Source organism: Egbenema bharatensis FJBBOT/2019 (genome assembly GCF_048077055.1).
Taxonomy (GTDB): Bacteria; Cyanobacteriota; Cyanobacteriia; order Elainellales; family Elainellaceae; genus Egbenema; species Egbenema bharatensis.
In genome coordinates this window covers 7,160,960-7,177,840 of sequence record NZ_CP182236.1, presented here as the reverse complement: position 1 = coordinate 7,177,840, position 16,881 = coordinate 7,160,960, and the positions used below count along the sequence as shown (strand labels likewise).

Annotated in this window: 13 protein-coding genes and 2 pseudogenes; 9 read left to right on the top strand and 6 right to left on the bottom strand. The window is 50.6% G+C overall.

All coding sequences use genetic code 11. The features are described from left to right. Positions 1-372 precede the first annotated feature (372 nt). Positions 373-1,383: pseudogene (locus ACM1PF_RS33375) on the bottom strand (redoxin domain-containing protein); the annotation flags it as partial. Between the two features lie 451 nt (positions 1,384-1,834). After that, positions 1,835-2,512: a response regulator transcription factor gene (locus ACM1PF_RS33370; RefSeq protein ID WP_416670769.1), complete on the bottom strand. Its 678-nt coding sequence runs from the start codon at positions 2,510-2,512 to the stop codon at positions 1,835-1,837. Between the two features lie 9 nt (positions 2,513-2,521). Between ACM1PF_RS33370 and ACM1PF_RS33365 the strand changes: the two genes are divergently transcribed. After that, positions 2,522-3,958, top strand: coding sequence for a sensor histidine kinase (locus ACM1PF_RS33365; protein ID WP_416670766.1), 1,437 nt, complete (start codon positions 2,522-2,524; stop codon positions 3,956-3,958). Positions 3,959-4,081: 123 nt separating this feature from the next. Here the strand turns inward: ACM1PF_RS33365 and ACM1PF_RS33360 are convergent. After that, positions 4,082-5,661: pseudogene (locus ACM1PF_RS33360) on the bottom strand (B12-binding domain-containing radical SAM protein). A 233-nt stretch (positions 5,662-5,894) separates the two neighbouring features. Between ACM1PF_RS33360 and ACM1PF_RS33355 the strand changes: the two are divergent. After that, complete coding sequence (locus tag ACM1PF_RS33355; RefSeq protein WP_416670764.1) at positions 5,895-6,917, top strand: lysylphosphatidylglycerol synthase transmembrane domain-containing protein; 1,023 nt, start codon at positions 5,895-5,897, stop codon at positions 6,915-6,917. Between the two features lie 336 nt (positions 6,918-7,253). On the opposite strand, the gene ACM1PF_RS33350 is transcribed toward ACM1PF_RS33355, so the two are convergent. Then, the gene (locus ACM1PF_RS33350; protein WP_416670763.1) at positions 7,254-7,610 is read right to left on the bottom strand and encodes a hypothetical protein; all 357 of its coding nucleotides are present in this window, start codon (positions 7,608-7,610) and stop codon (positions 7,254-7,256) included. Positions 7,611-8,655: 1,045 nt separating this feature from the next. Here ACM1PF_RS33350 and rfbF point away from each other — a divergent pair. The 6 genes from rfbF to ACM1PF_RS33320 all read left to right on the top strand — a co-directional run bounded on the left by rfbF (position 8,656) and on the right by ACM1PF_RS33320 (position 14,877). After that, the gene (gene rfbF, locus ACM1PF_RS33345; protein ID WP_416670761.1) at positions 8,656-9,429 is read left to right on the top strand and encodes a glucose-1-phosphate cytidylyltransferase; all 774 of its coding nucleotides are present in this window, start codon (positions 8,656-8,658) and stop codon (positions 9,427-9,429) included. 113 nt (positions 9,430-9,542) lie between these two features. Further along, complete coding sequence (gene rfbC / locus ACM1PF_RS33340; protein ID WP_416670760.1) at positions 9,543-10,091, top strand: dTDP-4-dehydrorhamnose 3,5-epimerase; 549 nt, start codon at positions 9,543-9,545, stop codon at positions 10,089-10,091. Positions 10,092-10,175: 84 nt separating this feature from the next. Continuing rightward, positions 10,176-11,489: an NAD(P)H-dependent oxidoreductase gene (locus ACM1PF_RS33335; RefSeq protein WP_416670757.1), complete on the top strand. Its 1,314-nt coding sequence runs from the start codon at positions 10,176-10,178 to the stop codon at positions 11,487-11,489. Positions 11,490-11,541: 52 nt separating this feature from the next. Then, on the top strand, positions 11,542-12,651 hold the full coding sequence (locus ACM1PF_RS33330; RefSeq protein WP_416670756.1) for an NAD-dependent epimerase/dehydratase family protein: 1,110 nt from the start codon (positions 11,542-11,544) through the stop codon (positions 12,649-12,651). Continuing rightward, positions 12,652-14,001 (top strand): UDP-glucose dehydrogenase family protein, encoded by a 1,350-nt coding sequence (locus tag ACM1PF_RS33325; RefSeq protein WP_416670754.1) that lies wholly within the window; start codon positions 12,652-12,654, stop codon positions 13,999-14,001. A gap of 123 nt (positions 14,002-14,124) precedes the next feature. Continuing rightward, positions 14,125-14,877 (top strand): aspartate/glutamate racemase family protein, encoded by a 753-nt coding sequence (locus ACM1PF_RS33320; protein WP_416670753.1) that lies wholly within the window; start codon positions 14,125-14,127, stop codon positions 14,875-14,877. A 421-nt stretch (positions 14,878-15,298) separates the two neighbouring features. Here ACM1PF_RS33320 and ACM1PF_RS33315 read toward each other — a convergent pair whose 3' ends face one another. Next, on the bottom strand, positions 15,299-15,463 hold the full coding sequence (locus ACM1PF_RS33315) for a hypothetical protein (RefSeq protein ID WP_416670750.1): 165 nt from the start codon (positions 15,461-15,463) through the stop codon (positions 15,299-15,301). Continuing rightward, positions 15,460-15,960: a hypothetical protein gene (locus tag ACM1PF_RS33310; protein ID WP_416670749.1), complete on the bottom strand. Its 501-nt coding sequence runs from the start codon at positions 15,958-15,960 to the stop codon at positions 15,460-15,462. Before ACM1PF_RS33310 ends, ACM1PF_RS33315 begins: the two co-directional genes overlap by 4 nt. A 193-nt stretch (positions 15,961-16,153) precedes the next feature. On the opposite strand from ACM1PF_RS33310, the gene ACM1PF_RS33305 reads away from it, so the two are divergent. Further along, positions 16,154-16,630 carry a DUF4079 domain-containing protein gene (locus ACM1PF_RS33305; RefSeq protein WP_416670747.1) on the top strand — a complete coding sequence of 159 codons (477 nt, stop codon included), beginning with the start codon at positions 16,154-16,156 and terminating at the stop codon, positions 16,628-16,630. Positions 16,631-16,881 lie beyond the last annotated feature (251 nt).

The window sequence follows — 16,881 nt, the reverse complement described above, 5'->3', positions numbered from 1 at the left end:
TGGCTCTTCTGAATCTGGCTCTTCTGAATCTGGCTCTTCTGGATCTAGCTCTTCTGGATGCATCGGTTCATCTGTCGGTGACTCCAACGCGATCGGGACTGCAACATTCTCTGCTGCTTCAGATTCGCCAACGGCTGGGATTGCTTCCTGGGAATCCGGGTTCCCTTCAGAGTTTGTGACCTTTTCGACTACAGTTGTGTGCGTTGCGGCTGCTTTTGCGGCTCTTTCCGGGGGGCTGGTTTCCTGAGGGCTGGCTTCCTGAGGATTCACTTCCTGAGGATTCACTTCCTGGCGATCAGCAGCTTGTTTCGTGGCCAGATATTTCCGGTTCTGCTCCCGGATCTGCGCATCCTCATCACCGTAGAAGAAGGATAACAAGGCAAACCGTTGCCCTGCTGTTACGGGAGTCACCTCATGGAGCATGGAGCAGGAGAAGATTATTGCTTCCCCCACCCCCGGACGGAACAATTGTCTGCCGTATTCTGGAAACCATAAACAGCCTCCTTCGTACTCCCCCGTGTTTAAGTTCAGGGTCATGGCAAAGCGGCGATGGGCAGTTCCCTTGGTGGTGTTATCTCGATGGCGATTGAAAAATCCCTGATTCCTGGAATCATAGCAGGCAATTAAATGTCGCTCAAAGCGGGTGATTTCAAACTGGAAGGCCTTTTCAATTTCGGGTTTGATCCGCCGAATCACCAGGGTGTTGATTGCCTCCAGCAGGGTTTGATCTTCAACCAGAAAGTCCCGTCGCTTCTTAAAGCCATAGTCCATAATGGCAACGGTTTTACCGTCTACCTCGCGCATAAATCCAGACTCTTCACCCCCGTTTGTCTGGTAAAGCTGGATCAGGTGCTGGCACAGTTCGGGTTCAAACACTCGGGGAATGATTAATGCAGGAGCCTGCCGTGCTGCGATCGAGTGGGGTTCCGGTTCCGGAAAAGCTTCCAGAATAGCCATGATCGCCGTGACATAGGCTTCAGGATTTTCGAGGGGGAGAACATGCGCCACATGCAGGCTTTCATCCATGATGTAGGTGGTGGGGGCGTAGTAGAATTTTTCTCCCTCCGCCTGACATACGCCATACTTCTGACTGACGGACTGCTCAAAGTCCCACAGAAACTTACAGTAGGTGGGGTCTTCGATCGCCGCTTTTAGCCCCTCGTCTGCTGGATCAATACTGACCCCAAAAAAGGGAATTTTCAGTCGGGCAAACTGCTCCTGACACTGTAAAAAATTCTTAAGAACCTCAGCTACTCCTGGGATTTGGGAACTACCGAAAAAAAACAAAACGGCTCGGTAGCCTCCCACCGTATCAAAGTGATACTGAGGGTTTGAGGTGGAGGGAAGGGTAAACCAGGGAGCCGGATCGCCAACAGTTAACATAGCCATGACTCGTGTTGCTTTTCTAGTTGCTGTCCAGGGACAAAAGCTGGAAACCTCGATCGGCGGGTCTTTGCTACCAGGTCTGTTAATTCGTTGGTTCCCAGCCCTTCAAATATGGGGTGACTCAAACGGTTAATCACTGTATTCTACGCCCGCCCCGTAAACTCGGCCGCTTGGGGGAGTATCAAATGAGGTTTAACCCGTCCAAGATACTGTCCCAATGGGCGAAAAGAGGGGAAAATCGGGGGGATTTCGGGGGGAAGAATAGCAAAAAAAACCTCAACTCGAATCCGAGGTGAGGATATACAGTGCATGAAGGGGTACTCTAGAGCATTTATGAAATCGCTACGTTTAAGAGTACCGTTTCATCTTTCAAAAATGGGGAGGATTTCGGGGGGATTTCGGGAGATTTAGAGGGGATTCTAAATTTCAACATTTCGAGAGATGATTCCTACTGGGTTTGCTGTAAGCGGTAGCCCAATCCATGTACCGTTTCAATAAAATCCTCTGGCGCACCCACCGATCGCAGTTTTTGGCGCAAAGTCTTAACGTGGGACTTGACTGCCTCTTCGGTAGGGGGATCATCCAAAGCCCACAATCGCTCAATGATTCCCGGTCGGCTCAGGACCCGTCGTCCGTTTGCTACCAGTAGTTCCAGTAGGGCATATTCTTTGGGGGTGAGCGTCAGGGGATGGTTGGCATAGGTTGCCTCGTAGGTGTTGGGATTGAGGGATAAGTCGCCCCAAAACAAATTAGGTCGCATTGCTGTGCCTCCCCGTCGCAGCAGGGCCCGAATGCGCGCCATTAATTCTTCAATGTCAAAGGGCTTCACCATATAGTCATCGGCTCCCGCATCCAGTCCAACAATCTTGTCGGCGATCGTGTCACGAGCAGTTAGCATCAAAACGGGAACCGTCGAGTGCTGCTCGCGTAGCCGTTGGCAAAATCGGATTCCGTTCAGTCTAGGCAGGGTAATGTCAAGCAAAATCAAGTCATATTCCAGGGCTTCTGTCCAACTCCAGGCTTCCTCGCCATCCTTCGCTACATCAACTTTGTACTGGCGGTTTGTTAACGCTTCCGTCAATAGATCAGCAATTTGAACATCATCTTCAACAACCAAAATACGCATAGGGTCAGTATGAAATGGCTACATCAAGGGAAATGGATGACAGGTGGATTTGGGTTGGCCGTCTTGCTCATGGGGGCTGTCAGCCTGACTTCTTATCAGAATGCTATGCGATTGGTGGACAGCGCAAATCAGGTGAAGCAGACCAATGGGATCCTTAATATTTTGACTGATTTGTCTATCACTCTGGCGGAGGCGGAGTCCCGGCGATGGGGCTATATCTTTTCCGGCGATCGCATGGAGATGAACCACTATCAAGCCGCGATCCGCGATATAGATCCCTTGCTTCAGCAGTTGAGACAATCCCTGGCAGATACTCCCGTGCAACAGCAACGGCTCGACACCTTAGAGAGGCTAATCATTGAGCAGGTGGATTTATTGGAACGGTCGATGCTACAACGAAATCGCTTTATCCGGGAAGCGGAGCCGGAAGACGGGCGATCGGAGTTATCCTTACCGGCTATTCTTTCCAGTGCTGATCCGCTAGTGGTGCAGAGCCGCCAAAACCAGGAATCGATTCGGCAAACGATCGCTCTGTTGGAAGCTAGGGAAGAAGAGCTGCTGCAACTGCGCGTTGAGCAATCCCAATCCAATCTGCGCTTCAGGATGTTGATTGAGCCGTTAGGAACCTTACTAACCTTTGTCATTTTGTTTGGGGTTTATGCCCAGCTTTATCGTCAGATGGTGAAACGGCAAGAAGCCGAAACCCAGCAGCGTACCCTGGCTCAAGAGAAAGAGTTAAGCCAACTCAAGCTCCAATTGTTTTCTATGGTGTCCCATGAATTTCGGACTCCCCTCAGCCTGATTTTGGGATCTGCCCAGCTTTTAGATGAAACCTTGAAGCAGCAAGTGGAACCCACCAAGCTGAAGAACCTGTACCGAATTCAGTCTTCCGCCAAGATGATGACCCAACTCCTCAGCGATATTCTGACTTTGGCCAGAGCCGATGCTGGCAAGCTGGAATACAAGCCAGAATGGGTTGAAATTCAAACCTTTTGCCTCAATTTAGTTGAAGACTTTCAGCTCTATGGTGATTCCAGGCGATCGCTCGCCTTTACACAACAGGGAAACTGCATTCGCGCCTGTGTAGATGAAAAGCTGCTGTATGCCATCCTCAGCAATCTTCTGTCCAACGCGATCAAGTTTTCTCCGCCTGACAGTAGCGTTGACCTGATTCTTCTCTGCGAACCGGATGCAGTTCTATTTCAGGTCAAAGATCAGGGTATCGGCATACCACCTGAAGATCAGCCGCATCTCTATGATCTATTCGTTCGGGGTAGCAATGCCAAAGCAGTCATGGGAACCGGGTTAGGACTGGCCGTAGTTAAACGTTGTCTGGATCTCCATCAAGGGGAGATCAGCGTAGAAAGCCAGGTTGGAGTCGGCACAACGTTCACCGTTCGCATTCCCCAAACCAAAACCGTTGGTTCCCTCCAAGCAACCCAGTAGGGGCGCACCGCTGTGCGCCCGCCCAGTGCAAGTGCGCCCACCCGGTACGTTTTTTGCCACAAGCCATGTACCCCTACCCAGTATTGTGCCACCTACCCGCAATAGCCAATTCAATTTGCCTCCCTAAAAAGGAATCACCTCCTCGATCGCTCCTTTTGCTACTTGCCGTTGGGCTTCCTCTGCTAAAAATTCAGCTAACTGTTGTTCGAGCTGCTCACAGACAATCTGCCGATACTCGGTGAAATGCTCACCGTAGGCACAGGTGATCAAAAATCGGGTGACGAGCTGAGGTTTCTGTCGCCAAACGCTGATTAAGTGATGCCAGAACCGCCAGCGGGTTTGCCGCCGAATGCCCTGCCGCCAGACCAGAATCAGTCCGGCTCTCAGCTTCTTCCAGGTAGTGGGTTGGGCTGTCACCTTCACTTTCGGTAGACCTGTCATCATCGTATGGCGATAGGCGCGATCGAGGTAAACGTGAGGATCGTAGAGCGTCCAGAAGGCATCAATATATTCCCGCGTGATCTCTTCGATCGGGCGGGTGGGCACGAAGTTCATTAACGTTGTCTGGTTCAGGTTAGAATCCCTGGAGCGTAAACGGCCCTCCTTTTCCAGCCGATGCCAGAGGGCAGTATCCGGGAGGGCCTGCAACATACTGAAGAAAGCCCCTGGAATCGAGGTTTGCTCAATGAACCGCACAATGCGATCGCCTGCACCTGACTTTTCGTTGTCAAAGCCGATGATGAATCCCGCAAACACCCGTAATCCGCTCCGGACGATCTGCTCCACCCCATCCGCCAGTGGATTGCGCGTATTCTGGAACTTGCGGGTAAGGGAAAGGCTATCTTCATCAGGGGTTTCAATGCCTAAAAACACACTGGCAAAATTACATTCCAGCATCAAGTCAATCAGCTCCTGATCCTGGTCAGATCAACGGATGCCTCCGTACCAAAACTGAAGGGATAACCCCGCTGCTTCACCCATTCCTTCAACTCCTTCAACAACAGTTTGACGTTGCGTTTGTTGCCAATGAAGTTGTCATCTACGACAAAAATGCTGCCGCGCCAACCCAGGTTGTAAAGATATTCCAGCTCTGCAATTAACTGCTGGGGGGTTTTGGTGCGGGGTTTGCGACCGTACAGCACAATAATGTCGCAAAATTCACACTGAAACGGGCATCCCCTGGAAAACTGCACCGACATACTATCGTAAACATCCAGTTGCAGTAAGTCGTAGCGTGGGATGGGCGTACTGGTGACATCGGGCTTTTCGGTGGCGCGGAACGTTCCCGTCGGTTCTCCGCGCTCCAGGGCAGCCACAAAGAGGGGAAGGGTAAGCTCTCCCTCATCTAAAACCAGATAATCGGCTCCTGCTGCTTTTGCCCCATCAGGGACGGACGTAACGTAGGGCCCGCCTACTGCCACCCGTTTCCCCCGGCGTTTGGCTTCTCGAATCTGTGCTAAAAAATCGGGCTTCTGGACAATCATCGCCGACAGAATCACCAGATCTGCCCATTCCCACTCTGCCTCGGTGACGGTGCGAACATTGCGATCGACCAGCTTAAATTCCCACTCCTGCGGCAGCAGGGCCGCAACCGTAATCAACCCAAGTGGCGGCAAAAATGCTTTAAGATCGAGCAATTCCATTGTCTTTTCCCAGGACCAAAAGCTTTTAGGAAACAGAGGATACAACAGTAAAATACGCATAAATTGACTTTATTGGGGGGTAGCAGTGCTCAATTCGCTCAGTTAACAGTTGCAAGGGCTTTTCTTTTGCCTTTTGCTCTCTTTTATAGTGACTAACAGTCTACTGCCAACCCCCAGCAATGCAAAGGGGAACAGCAAGAACCCAGGAAACGAAATGAAAAGAAATAGGGTAAAATCTTGTTCGTTTAAAGGATTGTTGCGTTTGTTTTGCGTCCTTTACTGCCCAGGTGCCCATGAAACGTCTTATTTCCATCTGCGTTAGTCTCCTGATCCTGGCACTCATCTACTGGAGAATTGACTTTCAGGGGCTAATTGCAGTCTTTCGCAATAGCAATCTTCCCTGGATGATGATTAGTCTGGGCATGGTCATTCCCATCACGATGATCACCGCATGGCGGCTCCAGCAGCTTATGCCCTCTACCCTATCTGAAGCGATGGTTGGTGCGAAGGTTGAGCCGATGGGAGTTAATCTTCCCTCTGAACCCAGATCCGAGTCGCTGACGTTTTTAGAGGCGAATAAGCTCATCCTGGCGGCTAGCAGCTTAAATATGGTGTTGCCCTCCAAGATGGGAGATATTGCCAAGGCCTACTTCATGCAAGAACGGGGGCATTTAACGGGCGCAATGGCGTTATCGCTAGTGGTGTTTGAAAAGACCTGCGATATGCTGTCCTTACTGCTGTGGTGCGTGTTTGGGCTACTGCTGTATCCTCAGGGAGATTGGTTGTTTGGGGTCATGACGTTCAGCGTGGGGCTGGGTTTGGTGCTGGGAATTGCAATCTTAAGCGTTCCTAGATTTGCCCGATCGTTTTTTAAAGTGCTGCAAACGATCGCGCCCAAGAAGCTAAAGGCCAAGCTGGGTAAAATGAGCTACGCCTGGCAGGATATGCATGACTACTTTTGGCAGGATAAGTGGAACCTGACGAAGATTGCCCTGACCTCAATTTTTATCTGGTTTTTACATTTATTGCAGATCTGGTTTTTCATCCTGGCTCTCAACGCCTATGCCCCGTTTTTAACAAACCTGGCCCTATCTCCGCTAGCCATCCTGGCGGGACTTTTACCCCTCACCTTCGCCGGTGTAGGAACCCGTGATGCAGCCCTAATTTTGTTCTATCAACCCTACTTTGATGCCGCAACTGGAGCGGCCCTGGGCTTACTCTGCACCTCTCGCTATTTCCTCCCGGCGATCGGCGGGTTACCTTTTCTGGAACAGTATCTTTCGTTTGCGAAACAAGCAAAGCAGAAGCAAGGGTGAAACAAACCTGACAACCCAGGCACTTGGATGTTCTCCTGGTTGAGCAGGGGGCCTCCATTTCCCCGCTTGGGCGGGGCAGAGGTGGGTTAATCTTCATTCTGTTACAAAAGTGGGATGCTTCCTTTTGCCTTCCCCAAAGTTGCCACCAGACCAATAAAAAAATCAGCCAGAAATTCATCTGACTGATTCAGAATAATGACTCAAACTACATCCTTTTTAGATGCAATTTCAATTAAATTCGAGTCTCATATCTCATCCTCAAGTTTCCTCGAAGGAATGCAAGATCAATTCGCAGTTCTGGTTCTTTGAAGCTGAGTTCTACAGGCAAATGAGCTTCTAATCGTTACCTGTTACTTTGTTGACCAGTTCCTTTGCCCCTTCCACAACGCCTGCTTCATCAGGGTTTGCTTGATAATATTGCTCAATATTTTGCTCGTATTCCTGTTCCGCGCCTGTCTTCGGCTGCTCGGTGATCTGAACTTGTTGCTTGTAGAACTCTTGCCGATCTTGCCTGGACTGATCGCGCTGAATCTCTTGCAGAGCCTCTTCGGGGGTAGAAGTGGCTGCCTGGCTGGGCTGACTGAAGCTAAACCATCCGGCAACGCTGAATAAACCTAAAGCAATAACCAGCACCAGTCCTCGACGCAGCGATCGAACCAGTACAGAAGCTAATCCAGAAATAACCTGTTGCATACTAAAAAACTCCTAATTGAAAGCATGGAAAACCTGGCGTAAAAATCCTTATATCCGGGACTGTAAAAACCCGATTCGGTTTTCAGCCATACGCTAAAGAGGATTTTATGAAGCGATTTATACCAAATCGTCTACCCAGAGATACATCTTCGCTGGTATGGGCTGATATTCGTGCAAAAGGGCTGGAAAGGGGTGCGTTCAGACATACTATGTAGACACCTCGGCAGCAATACGCCCACCTTTCATAGTGCAGGCTTCCAGCCTGCGCGGGCAAGATGCCCGCTCTACGGTTGCTCAATTCACCCTCGCTTCTACTAGTACTGTACAGGTTTTTTAAAACGCTCCCTGGTCTACTTTTGCTCCAGTACAAGGATTTGGCTGAGATTGTCAGCCTTCCCCTGCGGAGGCAGCCCAGCGATCGCCTTGACAGGTTCAGGCTGGAATGGATCCAACAACTTTGAGCTTATTCACAAAAACGTTGCTACTCGGTCATTCCACTGAAGTTTGTAGTTGATCAAGACCGTTGTACTGCCCATCGTTCACGCAGTTTTTACATAGAAAAGATATTTGTTTATCGTGCCTTTACAGGTTGCTCTAGAAGTTTTTGCCAGTCTCACTGTAATCTATATTTATAAGTCAAGTGGTGCATCCAGAAGCTTTTCTACAGGTATGTTTTGAACAAGTTCTGATTTCTCTTATGGATACGTTCATATTGCAATGATGTGCTGTTTGCTAAGGACTTCCTGGTGGAATAACTTTTCTGGAACACGGCTTGAATCATGTGATGTTCCCTATATAGAGTTCTATTTTCAGTTGAATTGTTGACCAGGGCTTGTAATTGGAACTGCGGAAATTGGTAGGTTCAAAATATCTTCTTTGAGACCTCTTCAAAGCAATTTAGAATTTGCTCCGCAGCAAGGTTGCAAGCTGTCTTTCAAGTATTGTTCCAGCTTTGAGGTCGATCGATCGACCGATTTTGAAGTGATTGGACTGAATAGATTCCTTAGTCGTAACAGAACTTTTGGAGTGTAGAGGTATAGGTTGCATGAAGGCAGTAATTTTGGCTGGTGGACTAGGCACTCGTTTGAGCGAAGAAACCTCCGTTAAACCAAAACCAATGGTGGAAATTGGTGGTCAGCCCATCCTTTGGCACATCATGAAAATTTATTCAAGCCATGGAATAAACGACTTTGTGATCTGCTGCGGTTACAAGGGGTACGTCATCAAAGAATTCTTTGCTAACTATTTTCTCCGGATGTCAGATGTCACCTTTGATATGCGGTTTAATCAAATGAATATCCATTCGGGTAATGCCGAACCCTGGCGGGTAACGCTGGTGGATACGGGGGAAAGTACGCTGACAGGCGGACGCTTGAAGCGGGTGCGTGAGCACGTTGGCAACGAAACCTTCTGCTTTACCTACGGGGACGGTGTTGCCGATATCAATATCAGTGAGCTAGTAGAGTTTCACAAGTCCCATGGGGCAAAGGCAACTCTGACCGCTGTGCAGCCTGCTGGACGCTTTGGGGCGATCGTCCTTGGTGAAGAACAAACCAAAATTCACTCCTTCCACGAAAAGCCGGATGGCGATGGAGCCTGGATCAATGGCGGCTACTTTGTTCTGGAACCGGAAGTGATTGACTACATCGCAGATGATTCCACTACCTGGGAGCAGGAACCCCTCCAGAAGCTGGCCCACGAAGGACAACTCCACGCCTACAAGCACTCTGGTTTCTGGCAACCAATGGATACGCTGCGGGATAAGCGATACCTGGAAGGTCTGTGGGAAGACAAAAAGGCCCCCTGGAAAGTTTGGTAAGTCGAACCCTGTGATGGCTGCCCCTGTCTGACTGGCTGTCCCTGTCTGACTGGATTTACCCCAGGGTTGTTTGACTCAATCTACAGTAAGCTCACAAACCGTTTTCACATTTTATGCAGTTTACAGAAACTCCGCTCAAAGATGCCTTCGTCATCGACCTGGAAAAGCGATCGGATAACCGGGGGTTTTTCGCTCGTGCCTTCTGCGGTCGAGAATTCGAGGAACACGGACTCAAACCTGTGATTGCTCAGTGCAACCTGTCGTTTAACCACAAGCGCGGCACCCTGCGGGGAATGCACTATCAGTTGCCCCCTGCCACTGAAACAAAGCTGGTTCGCTGCACTCGCGGCGCAATCTACGATGTGATTGTCGATATGCGACCCGACTCGCCGACCTACTTGCAGCATTTTGGGGTTGAGCTAACCGCCGATAACTATCGGATGCTCTACGTGCCCGATCTATTTGCCCACGGCTATCAAACCTTAACCGATGATGCTGAAGTGACTTATTCGGTAGGTGAGTTTTATGCGCCAGGATATGAGCAGGGACTTCGTTACGATGATCCGGCTCTGGGAATCGAGTGGCCGCTGCCCGTCAGCGAAATATCCGCTAAAGATGTCGCCTGGGAGCTGTTGCAGATCTCCGCAGGGGTGAAAGCCTGAAACTTTGTTGAATGGGCATTGGAATAGGCGTTGGGATAGGCATCTGAATACGCATCAAGCACTCAAAATTAAGGAGTTTATCGCATGATTATTGTTGATACTGCATTGGCAGCCCGGGCCGAGGCTGGCAATCCGGTTCGGTTCGGCATGTATGGAGCTGGCTTTATGGGGCGCGGACTGGCTAACCAGGTCGTGAACTATATGCCTGGAATGCACCTGTCTGTGATTTGTAACCGCACCGTTGAAGCGGCGATCGAAGCCTACACTCAGATTGGCGTTCCCAGAGCGCAAATTGTCGAGGTGAAGACAGCGGGCGAACTGGAGGACGCAATCCAGCAAGGTAAGTATGCCGTCACCAGCGATCCCAAAGTTCCCTGTCAGGCGGACAGTATTGAAGCTCTGGTGGAAGCGACGGGGCATGTGGAATACGGAGCCCAGGTGACAGTGCTGGCGATCGAGCATAAAAAGCACATGGTGCTGATGAATGCAGAACTGGACGGCACGGTTGGCCCTATCCTCAAGGCGAAGGCGGATGCAGCAGGCGTGATCTTAACGGGCTGCGATGGCGACCAACCCGGCGTGCAGCTCAACCTCTATCGTTTCGTCAAGAGCATTGGGCTAAAACCCTTACTCTGCGGCAACATCAAAGGGCTACAAGACCGTTATCGCAACCCTACGACCCAGGCAGGTTTTGCCAAACAGTGGGGGCAAACACCTCACATGGTCACAAGCTTTGCGGATGGGACTAAAATCTCCTTTGAACAGGCGATCGTGGCCAACGCAACGGGCATGAAGGTAGCGCAACGCGGCATGATTGGGCTGGACTACAAAGGTCATGTTGATGAAATGGTTGGTATGTACGATATTGACCAACTGCGTTCCCTGGGCGGCATCGTTGATTATGTCGTCGGAGCTAAACCCAGCCCTGGGGTTTATGTATTTGCGGAAGCCCACGAATCCACCCAAAAACACTACCTCAACTACGGCAAGCTGGGTGAAGGCCCACTCTACAGTTTCTATGTTCCCTACCACCTGACCATCTTTGAAGTGCCGCTCTCCGTAGCGCGAGTGGTGCTGTTCAATGACGTGGTGATTGCGCCGCTGGGAGCACCCCAGGTGGATGTGGTGACGACAGCCAAGATTGACCTGAAGGCGGGTGAAACCCTGGATGGATTGGGCTGGTATATGACCTACGGCCAGTGCGAAAACTACGAAACGGTGCGCGCTGAAAATCTGCTGCCGATGGGATTAGCCGAAGGGTGCCGCCTCAAGCGTGATGTTCCCAAGGATCAAGTTTTGACTTACGACGATGTGGAATTGCCTGAAAACAGCCTTTCCCACAAACTCCGGGCAGAGCAAGATGCTCACTTCCCCGTTAAACTGCCTGCTGCTGTCTAGGTTCAGGGATGCATCCCTGGTTGAACAAATTTTTTACGATTAGGAAAAACGCATGAAAACTGCTCAGGATGTAATTAGTGCTGACTTAGATTATATTTGCGGCAATTTGCAATCTGAATTTTCTCAGATGTCCGGCAAAAAGCTGCTGATTGTGGGTGGAGCTGGATTCTTGGGCTATTATCTGGTGCAATCAATTCTGCACTGGAATCAAATTAGCGGTAAAGACCCCATTCATCTCACGGTTTTTGATAACTACATTCGTGGCGTTCCTGAGTGGTTAACGAACCTGAAAGGGAATCCCAACTTAATTCTGGCTAAACACGATATTACCCATCCTCTGCCAGACGATATGGATGATTTTCAGTACATCATCCACGCCGCATCGATCGCCTCGCCCATTTTCTACCGTAAGTATCCGATCGAAACAATGGATGCCAACGTGAATGGACTGCGATCGCTGTTGGAATACGCCAAGCAACAGCAGGAGAAGGGCAAGCCGCTGGATGGATTCCTGTTCTACTCCACCAGTGAAATTTACGGTGATCCAACCCCTGAGAACATTCCGACTCCTGAAACCTACCGGGGGAATGTCTCATGTACGGGGCCAAGAGCCTGCTACGACGAGTCGAAACGCTATGGCGAAACCCTCTGCGTTAACTTCGCCGAGCAGTATAACTTGCCGATTAAAATTGCTCGTCCCTTCAACAACTACGGCCCTGGTTTAAAAATCACCGATCGCCGCGTGTTGCCAGACTTTGCCCGGGATGTTTTGGCAGGACGAGACATCATCATGCTCTCCGATGGTTCCCCCACGCGCACCTTCTGCTATATCGCCGATGCGATCGTGGGTTACTACAAAATCCTGGTGGTGGGTCGTCAGGGCGAAGCTTACAACATTGGGATTGAGACACCGGAAATCTCGATGGCAACCCTGGCGGAAAGAGTGGTGGAACTCTCCCGCGAGCTGTTTGGCTATCAAGGTCAGGTAATTCGCAAAGTCAGCGAAGATAAGGCGTACCTGGTGGATAACCCCAATCGCCGTTGCCCCATCATCACCAAAGCGCGGAATGACCTGGGTTACGACCCCTGTATCTCGGTTGATGAAGGATTACGCCGGGCCCTGATTTGGTATCAAGATAATCAAGTTGCGGAGGATGCATAAATGAAGGTTTCAGTGATTGGAACAGGATACGTCGGTTTGGTTTCGGGCGTTTGCCTGGCTGAGAAAGGACATCAAATCATTTGTGTGGATGTTGACCAGGCCAAGGTAGACAAAATCAACAAGGGCATTCCTCCGATTTATGAAGCGGGGCTGGAAGAACTGCTCCAGAAGAATCTGCATAAGAATCTGGTGGCTAGTACCGATTTACGGCAGGCAGTGATGGACACTGATCTCTCGCTGATTGCGGTGGGAACGCCCTTCGATGGTAGCGAAATTGATCTGAAATACATCAAGCAGGTTTCCGAACAGATTGGCACGGTTCTCAAGGATAAAGACGGATACCATGTGGTGGTGGTGAAAAGTACCGTCGTGCCGGGCACCAGCGATGGCGTAGTGTTGCCGATTCTGGAAAAAGCGTCTGGAAAGAAGGCGGGAACTGATTTTGGGGTAGGCATGAACCCCGAATTCTTGAAGGAAGGAGAAGCGATTCCTGATTTTATGTATCCCGATCGCATCGTTCTGGGCGGGATTGACGATCGCAGTATTGATGCCCTGGCGGAACTCTACGCGATTTTTGATGGAGTGGACAAGATCCGCACCAACACCCGCACCGCTGAAATGATTAAGTACACCGCAAACTCGCTGCTGGCAACGCTGATTTCCTTCTCCAATGAAATTGGCAACCTCTGCGCTACCGTCGGCGTAGATGTAGTGGAAGCCATGAACGGAGTCCATCTGGATAAGCGGTTTACGCCAATTCTGGAAACTGGCGAGCGCATTTTCCCTGCCTCTATTACTTACCTGGCGGCAGGCTGTGGCTTCGGGGGAAGCTGTTTCCCGAAGGATGTGAAGGCGTTGATTTCCTATGGCAATCAGGCGGGTAGCCCGATGCGGCTGCTGGAATCGGTGATTGAGGTCAATGCGACTCAACCTGAAAAGATGATCGCGCTGCTGAAACAGCATTACCCGGTGCTGCAAGGACGCAAGATTGCGGTGTTGGGGATGGCCTTCAAGCCTGGAACCGATGACATTCGGGAATCTCCGGCTCTGCCTGTCACCAAAACGCTCCTGGAGGAGCAGGCGATCGTCACCTCCTACGATCCGATCGCTCGTCACGAAGCCGAGAAAATCTTTGGCACAACGGTAGACTTCCGGGATGATCTGAAGGAAGCGATCGCAGGAGTGGATGCCATCCTGATCATGACGCGCTGGCAACAGTTCCAGGCGATTCCTGAACTACTGAAGGATATGGAAAATCCGCCGTTGGTCGTGGATGGTCGCCGGATGTTGGATAAGACCAGCGTGGACAAGTACGAGGGCATTGGTCTAAAATCCTCCGTTGCCTCCTAGAATCCTCAGGGTTCTGGCGGATGGACTAAAGGATCGCTGACGCAAGCCATACAATGATTTCGGTAGGAGTGGTCGCAAGACCGTCAAACTCTTACCGATTTCTGCTTTTTCCTCCCATAACCTATGCAGCAGCCCATTCAAATCAAAGTGATCAATGGCAATACCTTCGATGCCATGACCCAGGGAATTAATGAATCCGCCCAGTCCGTTCGCTTCCCTCACACCACCATTGCCACCACTCAGCCTAAAGCCGGGCCTGAATCGATCGAAAGCTACTACGACGAATACCTGGCCATTCCTGGCATTCTGGAGGAAATTATTTTGTCTGGCGATGAATTCGATGCCTTTGTGATTGCCTGCTGGGGAGATCCGGGAATTGAAGCGGCACGGGAATTGACGACGAAACCAGTCATCGGCATTGCTGAAGCGAGTATGTACGTGGCTAATATGGTGGCAGCTCGCTGGGGAGTGGTCACTACGCAACATCGCACCCTCGACATGATTGAAAAAACAATTCACAAGGCAGGCTTTGCCCATCGCTGTGTTTCAATCCGCACCTCTGGGATTGCCGTCGTGGAAACAGAAACGGCGCGGGCCGCCACCGTCGATTCCCTGGAAGCGATCGGGCGATCGGCCATGGTTGAGGATAAGGCAGAGGCGTTGTGTTTAGGTTGTGCTGGGATGAGCGGTCTGGATCACGAACTGGAGCAACGCCTGGGAATTCCCGTGATTGATGCAGTCGCCGCAGCGGTAAAAATGGCGGAAGCCCTGGTCAGTCTGCGGAAGCAAACTAGCAAAGCTTTGACGTACAAATATCCCGATGCCAAGCGGATTAAGGGGTTTCCTGAGTATATGCAGCCGAGGAGTGAGGAGTGAGGAGTGAGGAGTGAGGAGCAAAGTAGGGTGGGCAGTGCCCACCAAGGAGTAGGAATAGAAGAGATTCGTTGCCGTAGCGCAGGCATCTTGCCTGCCAGTCCGTAGCGCAGGCAGCGTTTCGACTGAGCGTTCGACCTGAGCTCAAGCCGAAGGGCTCAAGCCGAAGTCTTGCCTGCCAGTGAGATAGTGGTCGCGCAAACGCAAAGTTGGAATATACCCGATCCAGCCTCTACACCTTTCAATCCAGCCGATCGTATGCTCCGATACAGCGCATAGAGCTGATTTTGATAAAGTTTTGTAACTTCCTTCCTGTGATTCTTCTTCAACCTCTGTCGTCATCAGGGGTTGAGAAGATCTTTTCTTGAGGGGCGATCGGTTGTTTAACCAAAATTATGCTGAGCATTATTCTGAGCAATTGGTTCTATGCAGGTCGTCGCCAGTTGTAGCGGTTCCATTCGTAGATGCCCTGGATTTCATACTCCATGCCGTTATCAAACTGGATTAAGCAGTTGGTTTGCTGGGCATAGGCGGGTGTGCTGTAGCCTGTCCCCCTCGATTCATTTTTCACTTCTATGAGCTGAGTCACCGTACAGGGAAACCACTCCCGCTGACGGGGCCGTCCTCCTGCACCCATTCCCACAGCCCATTCGATACCTCAATCCGATCGCCCACCTGAAGTCTTAGGGTGGCTTCATCGGCATATTTGGTGATGTGTTCTGGCAGGACTTGTTCGAGCCAGGGCAATCCGTACTGATCGCGGATGAACTGAATTTGTCCCGATGGGCGATCGTGGAGCCAATCATCCAGCAGTTTAGCTTTCCAGGAGCGGTTTTGCTGCGTTTGGTCTTGGATGAATTGGAGTAAAGCCTGACGTTGAACCGAAGACAGCTCATCCAAGGGGTTTGAGCCGTTTTGAGAAGGTGCAGTAGGGCGATCGATCGCCTGCGATGGAGCGAGTTGAGCCAATTCGTCGAGCAGGATCCGAAAAAGGATTTCTCGCTGTTGCGTGCTTAACGGGCAACCTTCCGCATCACAGGTATCAAAAACGACTTGCAAGATTGCCTCAAGCTTGGATGGATTCATAGCGGGACTATGAAATCAATGAAACGAGGTGGATAAGGATGATGATTTTCCCTTAACCCTATCTTTATCTGGCTTCCCTAGTCTAGAAGTACTTCAGTTTCTCTTAATATTTTTGCTCCCGTTTGCCCGCTAAAACCAGATTAACGGTTATGCTAATTTTTATGAAGACTTAGGGGAACACTATTTAAAGACTATGAACCTCGAAATCCCAGAATCGGTTAAGGTTTGGAGCCAGTTTGCCCATCCCATCATGATGTGGGTGCTGCTTGCCGCAACGCTATATGCCCTTTACCTGGGCGTTCAAATTCGCCGCACTCGATCGGCCGAAGGGGAAGTGAAGAAAGAGTTGATCAAGGGTCGGTTCAATATCCGGCATCATCAGATCGGAGCGGCCTTACTAGCATTCATGGTGATTGGTACGCTGGGTGGGATGGCGGTCACCTACATCAACAACGGTAAGCTGTTTGTGGGCCCTCACCTGCTGGTGGGTTTGGCGATGACTGGGCTAATTGCTACCTCTGCCTCCCTGACTCCTTTCATGCAGAAGGGCAACGACTGGGCCCGCTATTCTCATATTTCCCTTAACATTGCGCTGGTAGGATTGTTTGCCTGGCAAGCGGTGACGGGAACGCAGATCGTACAGAAGATTCTGGAGCGGATCACGGGCTAAGGGGGATGCGGCAAAATAACGCACCCGTTAGGGGCGCACAGCAGTACGCCCTTACAGCCGATTTTTTCAAAGGGATGCCATTTAATTGCAGATCCCTAACTGGAAGGACTGAAACAACGGACTGAGTGTATCCCGATTTTGCATTTGCATGACAAATATTTCACTGGCAGGCAAGACTTCGGCTTGAGCGCTCAGTCGAAACGCTGCCTGCGCTACGGAAACCGATCCATTTGCATTAACTGGGATGCGCC

Coding starts and splice junctions, on each gene's coding strand:
- ACM1PF_RS33370 (WP_416670769.1), bottom strand. CDS start 2,512: ATGCGTATTTTGGTTGTTGAAGATGATGTTCAAATTGCTGATCTATTG.
- ACM1PF_RS33365 (WP_416670766.1), top strand. CDS start 2,522: ATGAAATGGCTACATCAAGGGAAATGGATGACAGGTGGATTTGGGTTG.
- ACM1PF_RS33355 (WP_416670764.1), top strand. CDS start 5,895: ATGAAACGTCTTATTTCCATCTGCGTTAGTCTCCTGATCCTGGCACTC.
- ACM1PF_RS33350 (WP_416670763.1), bottom strand. CDS start 7,610: ATGCAACAGGTTATTTCTGGATTAGCTTCTGTACTGGTTCGATCGCTG.
- rfbF (WP_416670761.1), top strand. CDS start 8,656: ATGAAGGCAGTAATTTTGGCTGGTGGACTAGGCACTCGTTTGAGCGAA.
- rfbC (WP_416670760.1), top strand. CDS start 9,543: ATGCAGTTTACAGAAACTCCGCTCAAAGATGCCTTCGTCATCGACCTG.
- ACM1PF_RS33335 (WP_416670757.1), top strand. CDS start 10,176: ATGATTATTGTTGATACTGCATTGGCAGCCCGGGCCGAGGCTGGCAAT.
- ACM1PF_RS33330 (WP_416670756.1), top strand. CDS start 11,542: ATGAAAACTGCTCAGGATGTAATTAGTGCTGACTTAGATTATATTTGC.
- ACM1PF_RS33325 (WP_416670754.1), top strand. CDS start 12,652: ATGAAGGTTTCAGTGATTGGAACAGGATACGTCGGTTTGGTTTCGGGC.
- ACM1PF_RS33320 (WP_416670753.1), top strand. CDS start 14,125: ATGCAGCAGCCCATTCAAATCAAAGTGATCAATGGCAATACCTTCGAT.
- ACM1PF_RS33310 (WP_416670749.1), bottom strand. CDS start 15,960: ATGAATCCATCCAAGCTTGAGGCAATCTTGCAAGTCGTTTTTGATACC.
- ACM1PF_RS33305 (WP_416670747.1), top strand. CDS start 16,154: ATGAACCTCGAAATCCCAGAATCGGTTAAGGTTTGGAGCCAGTTTGCC.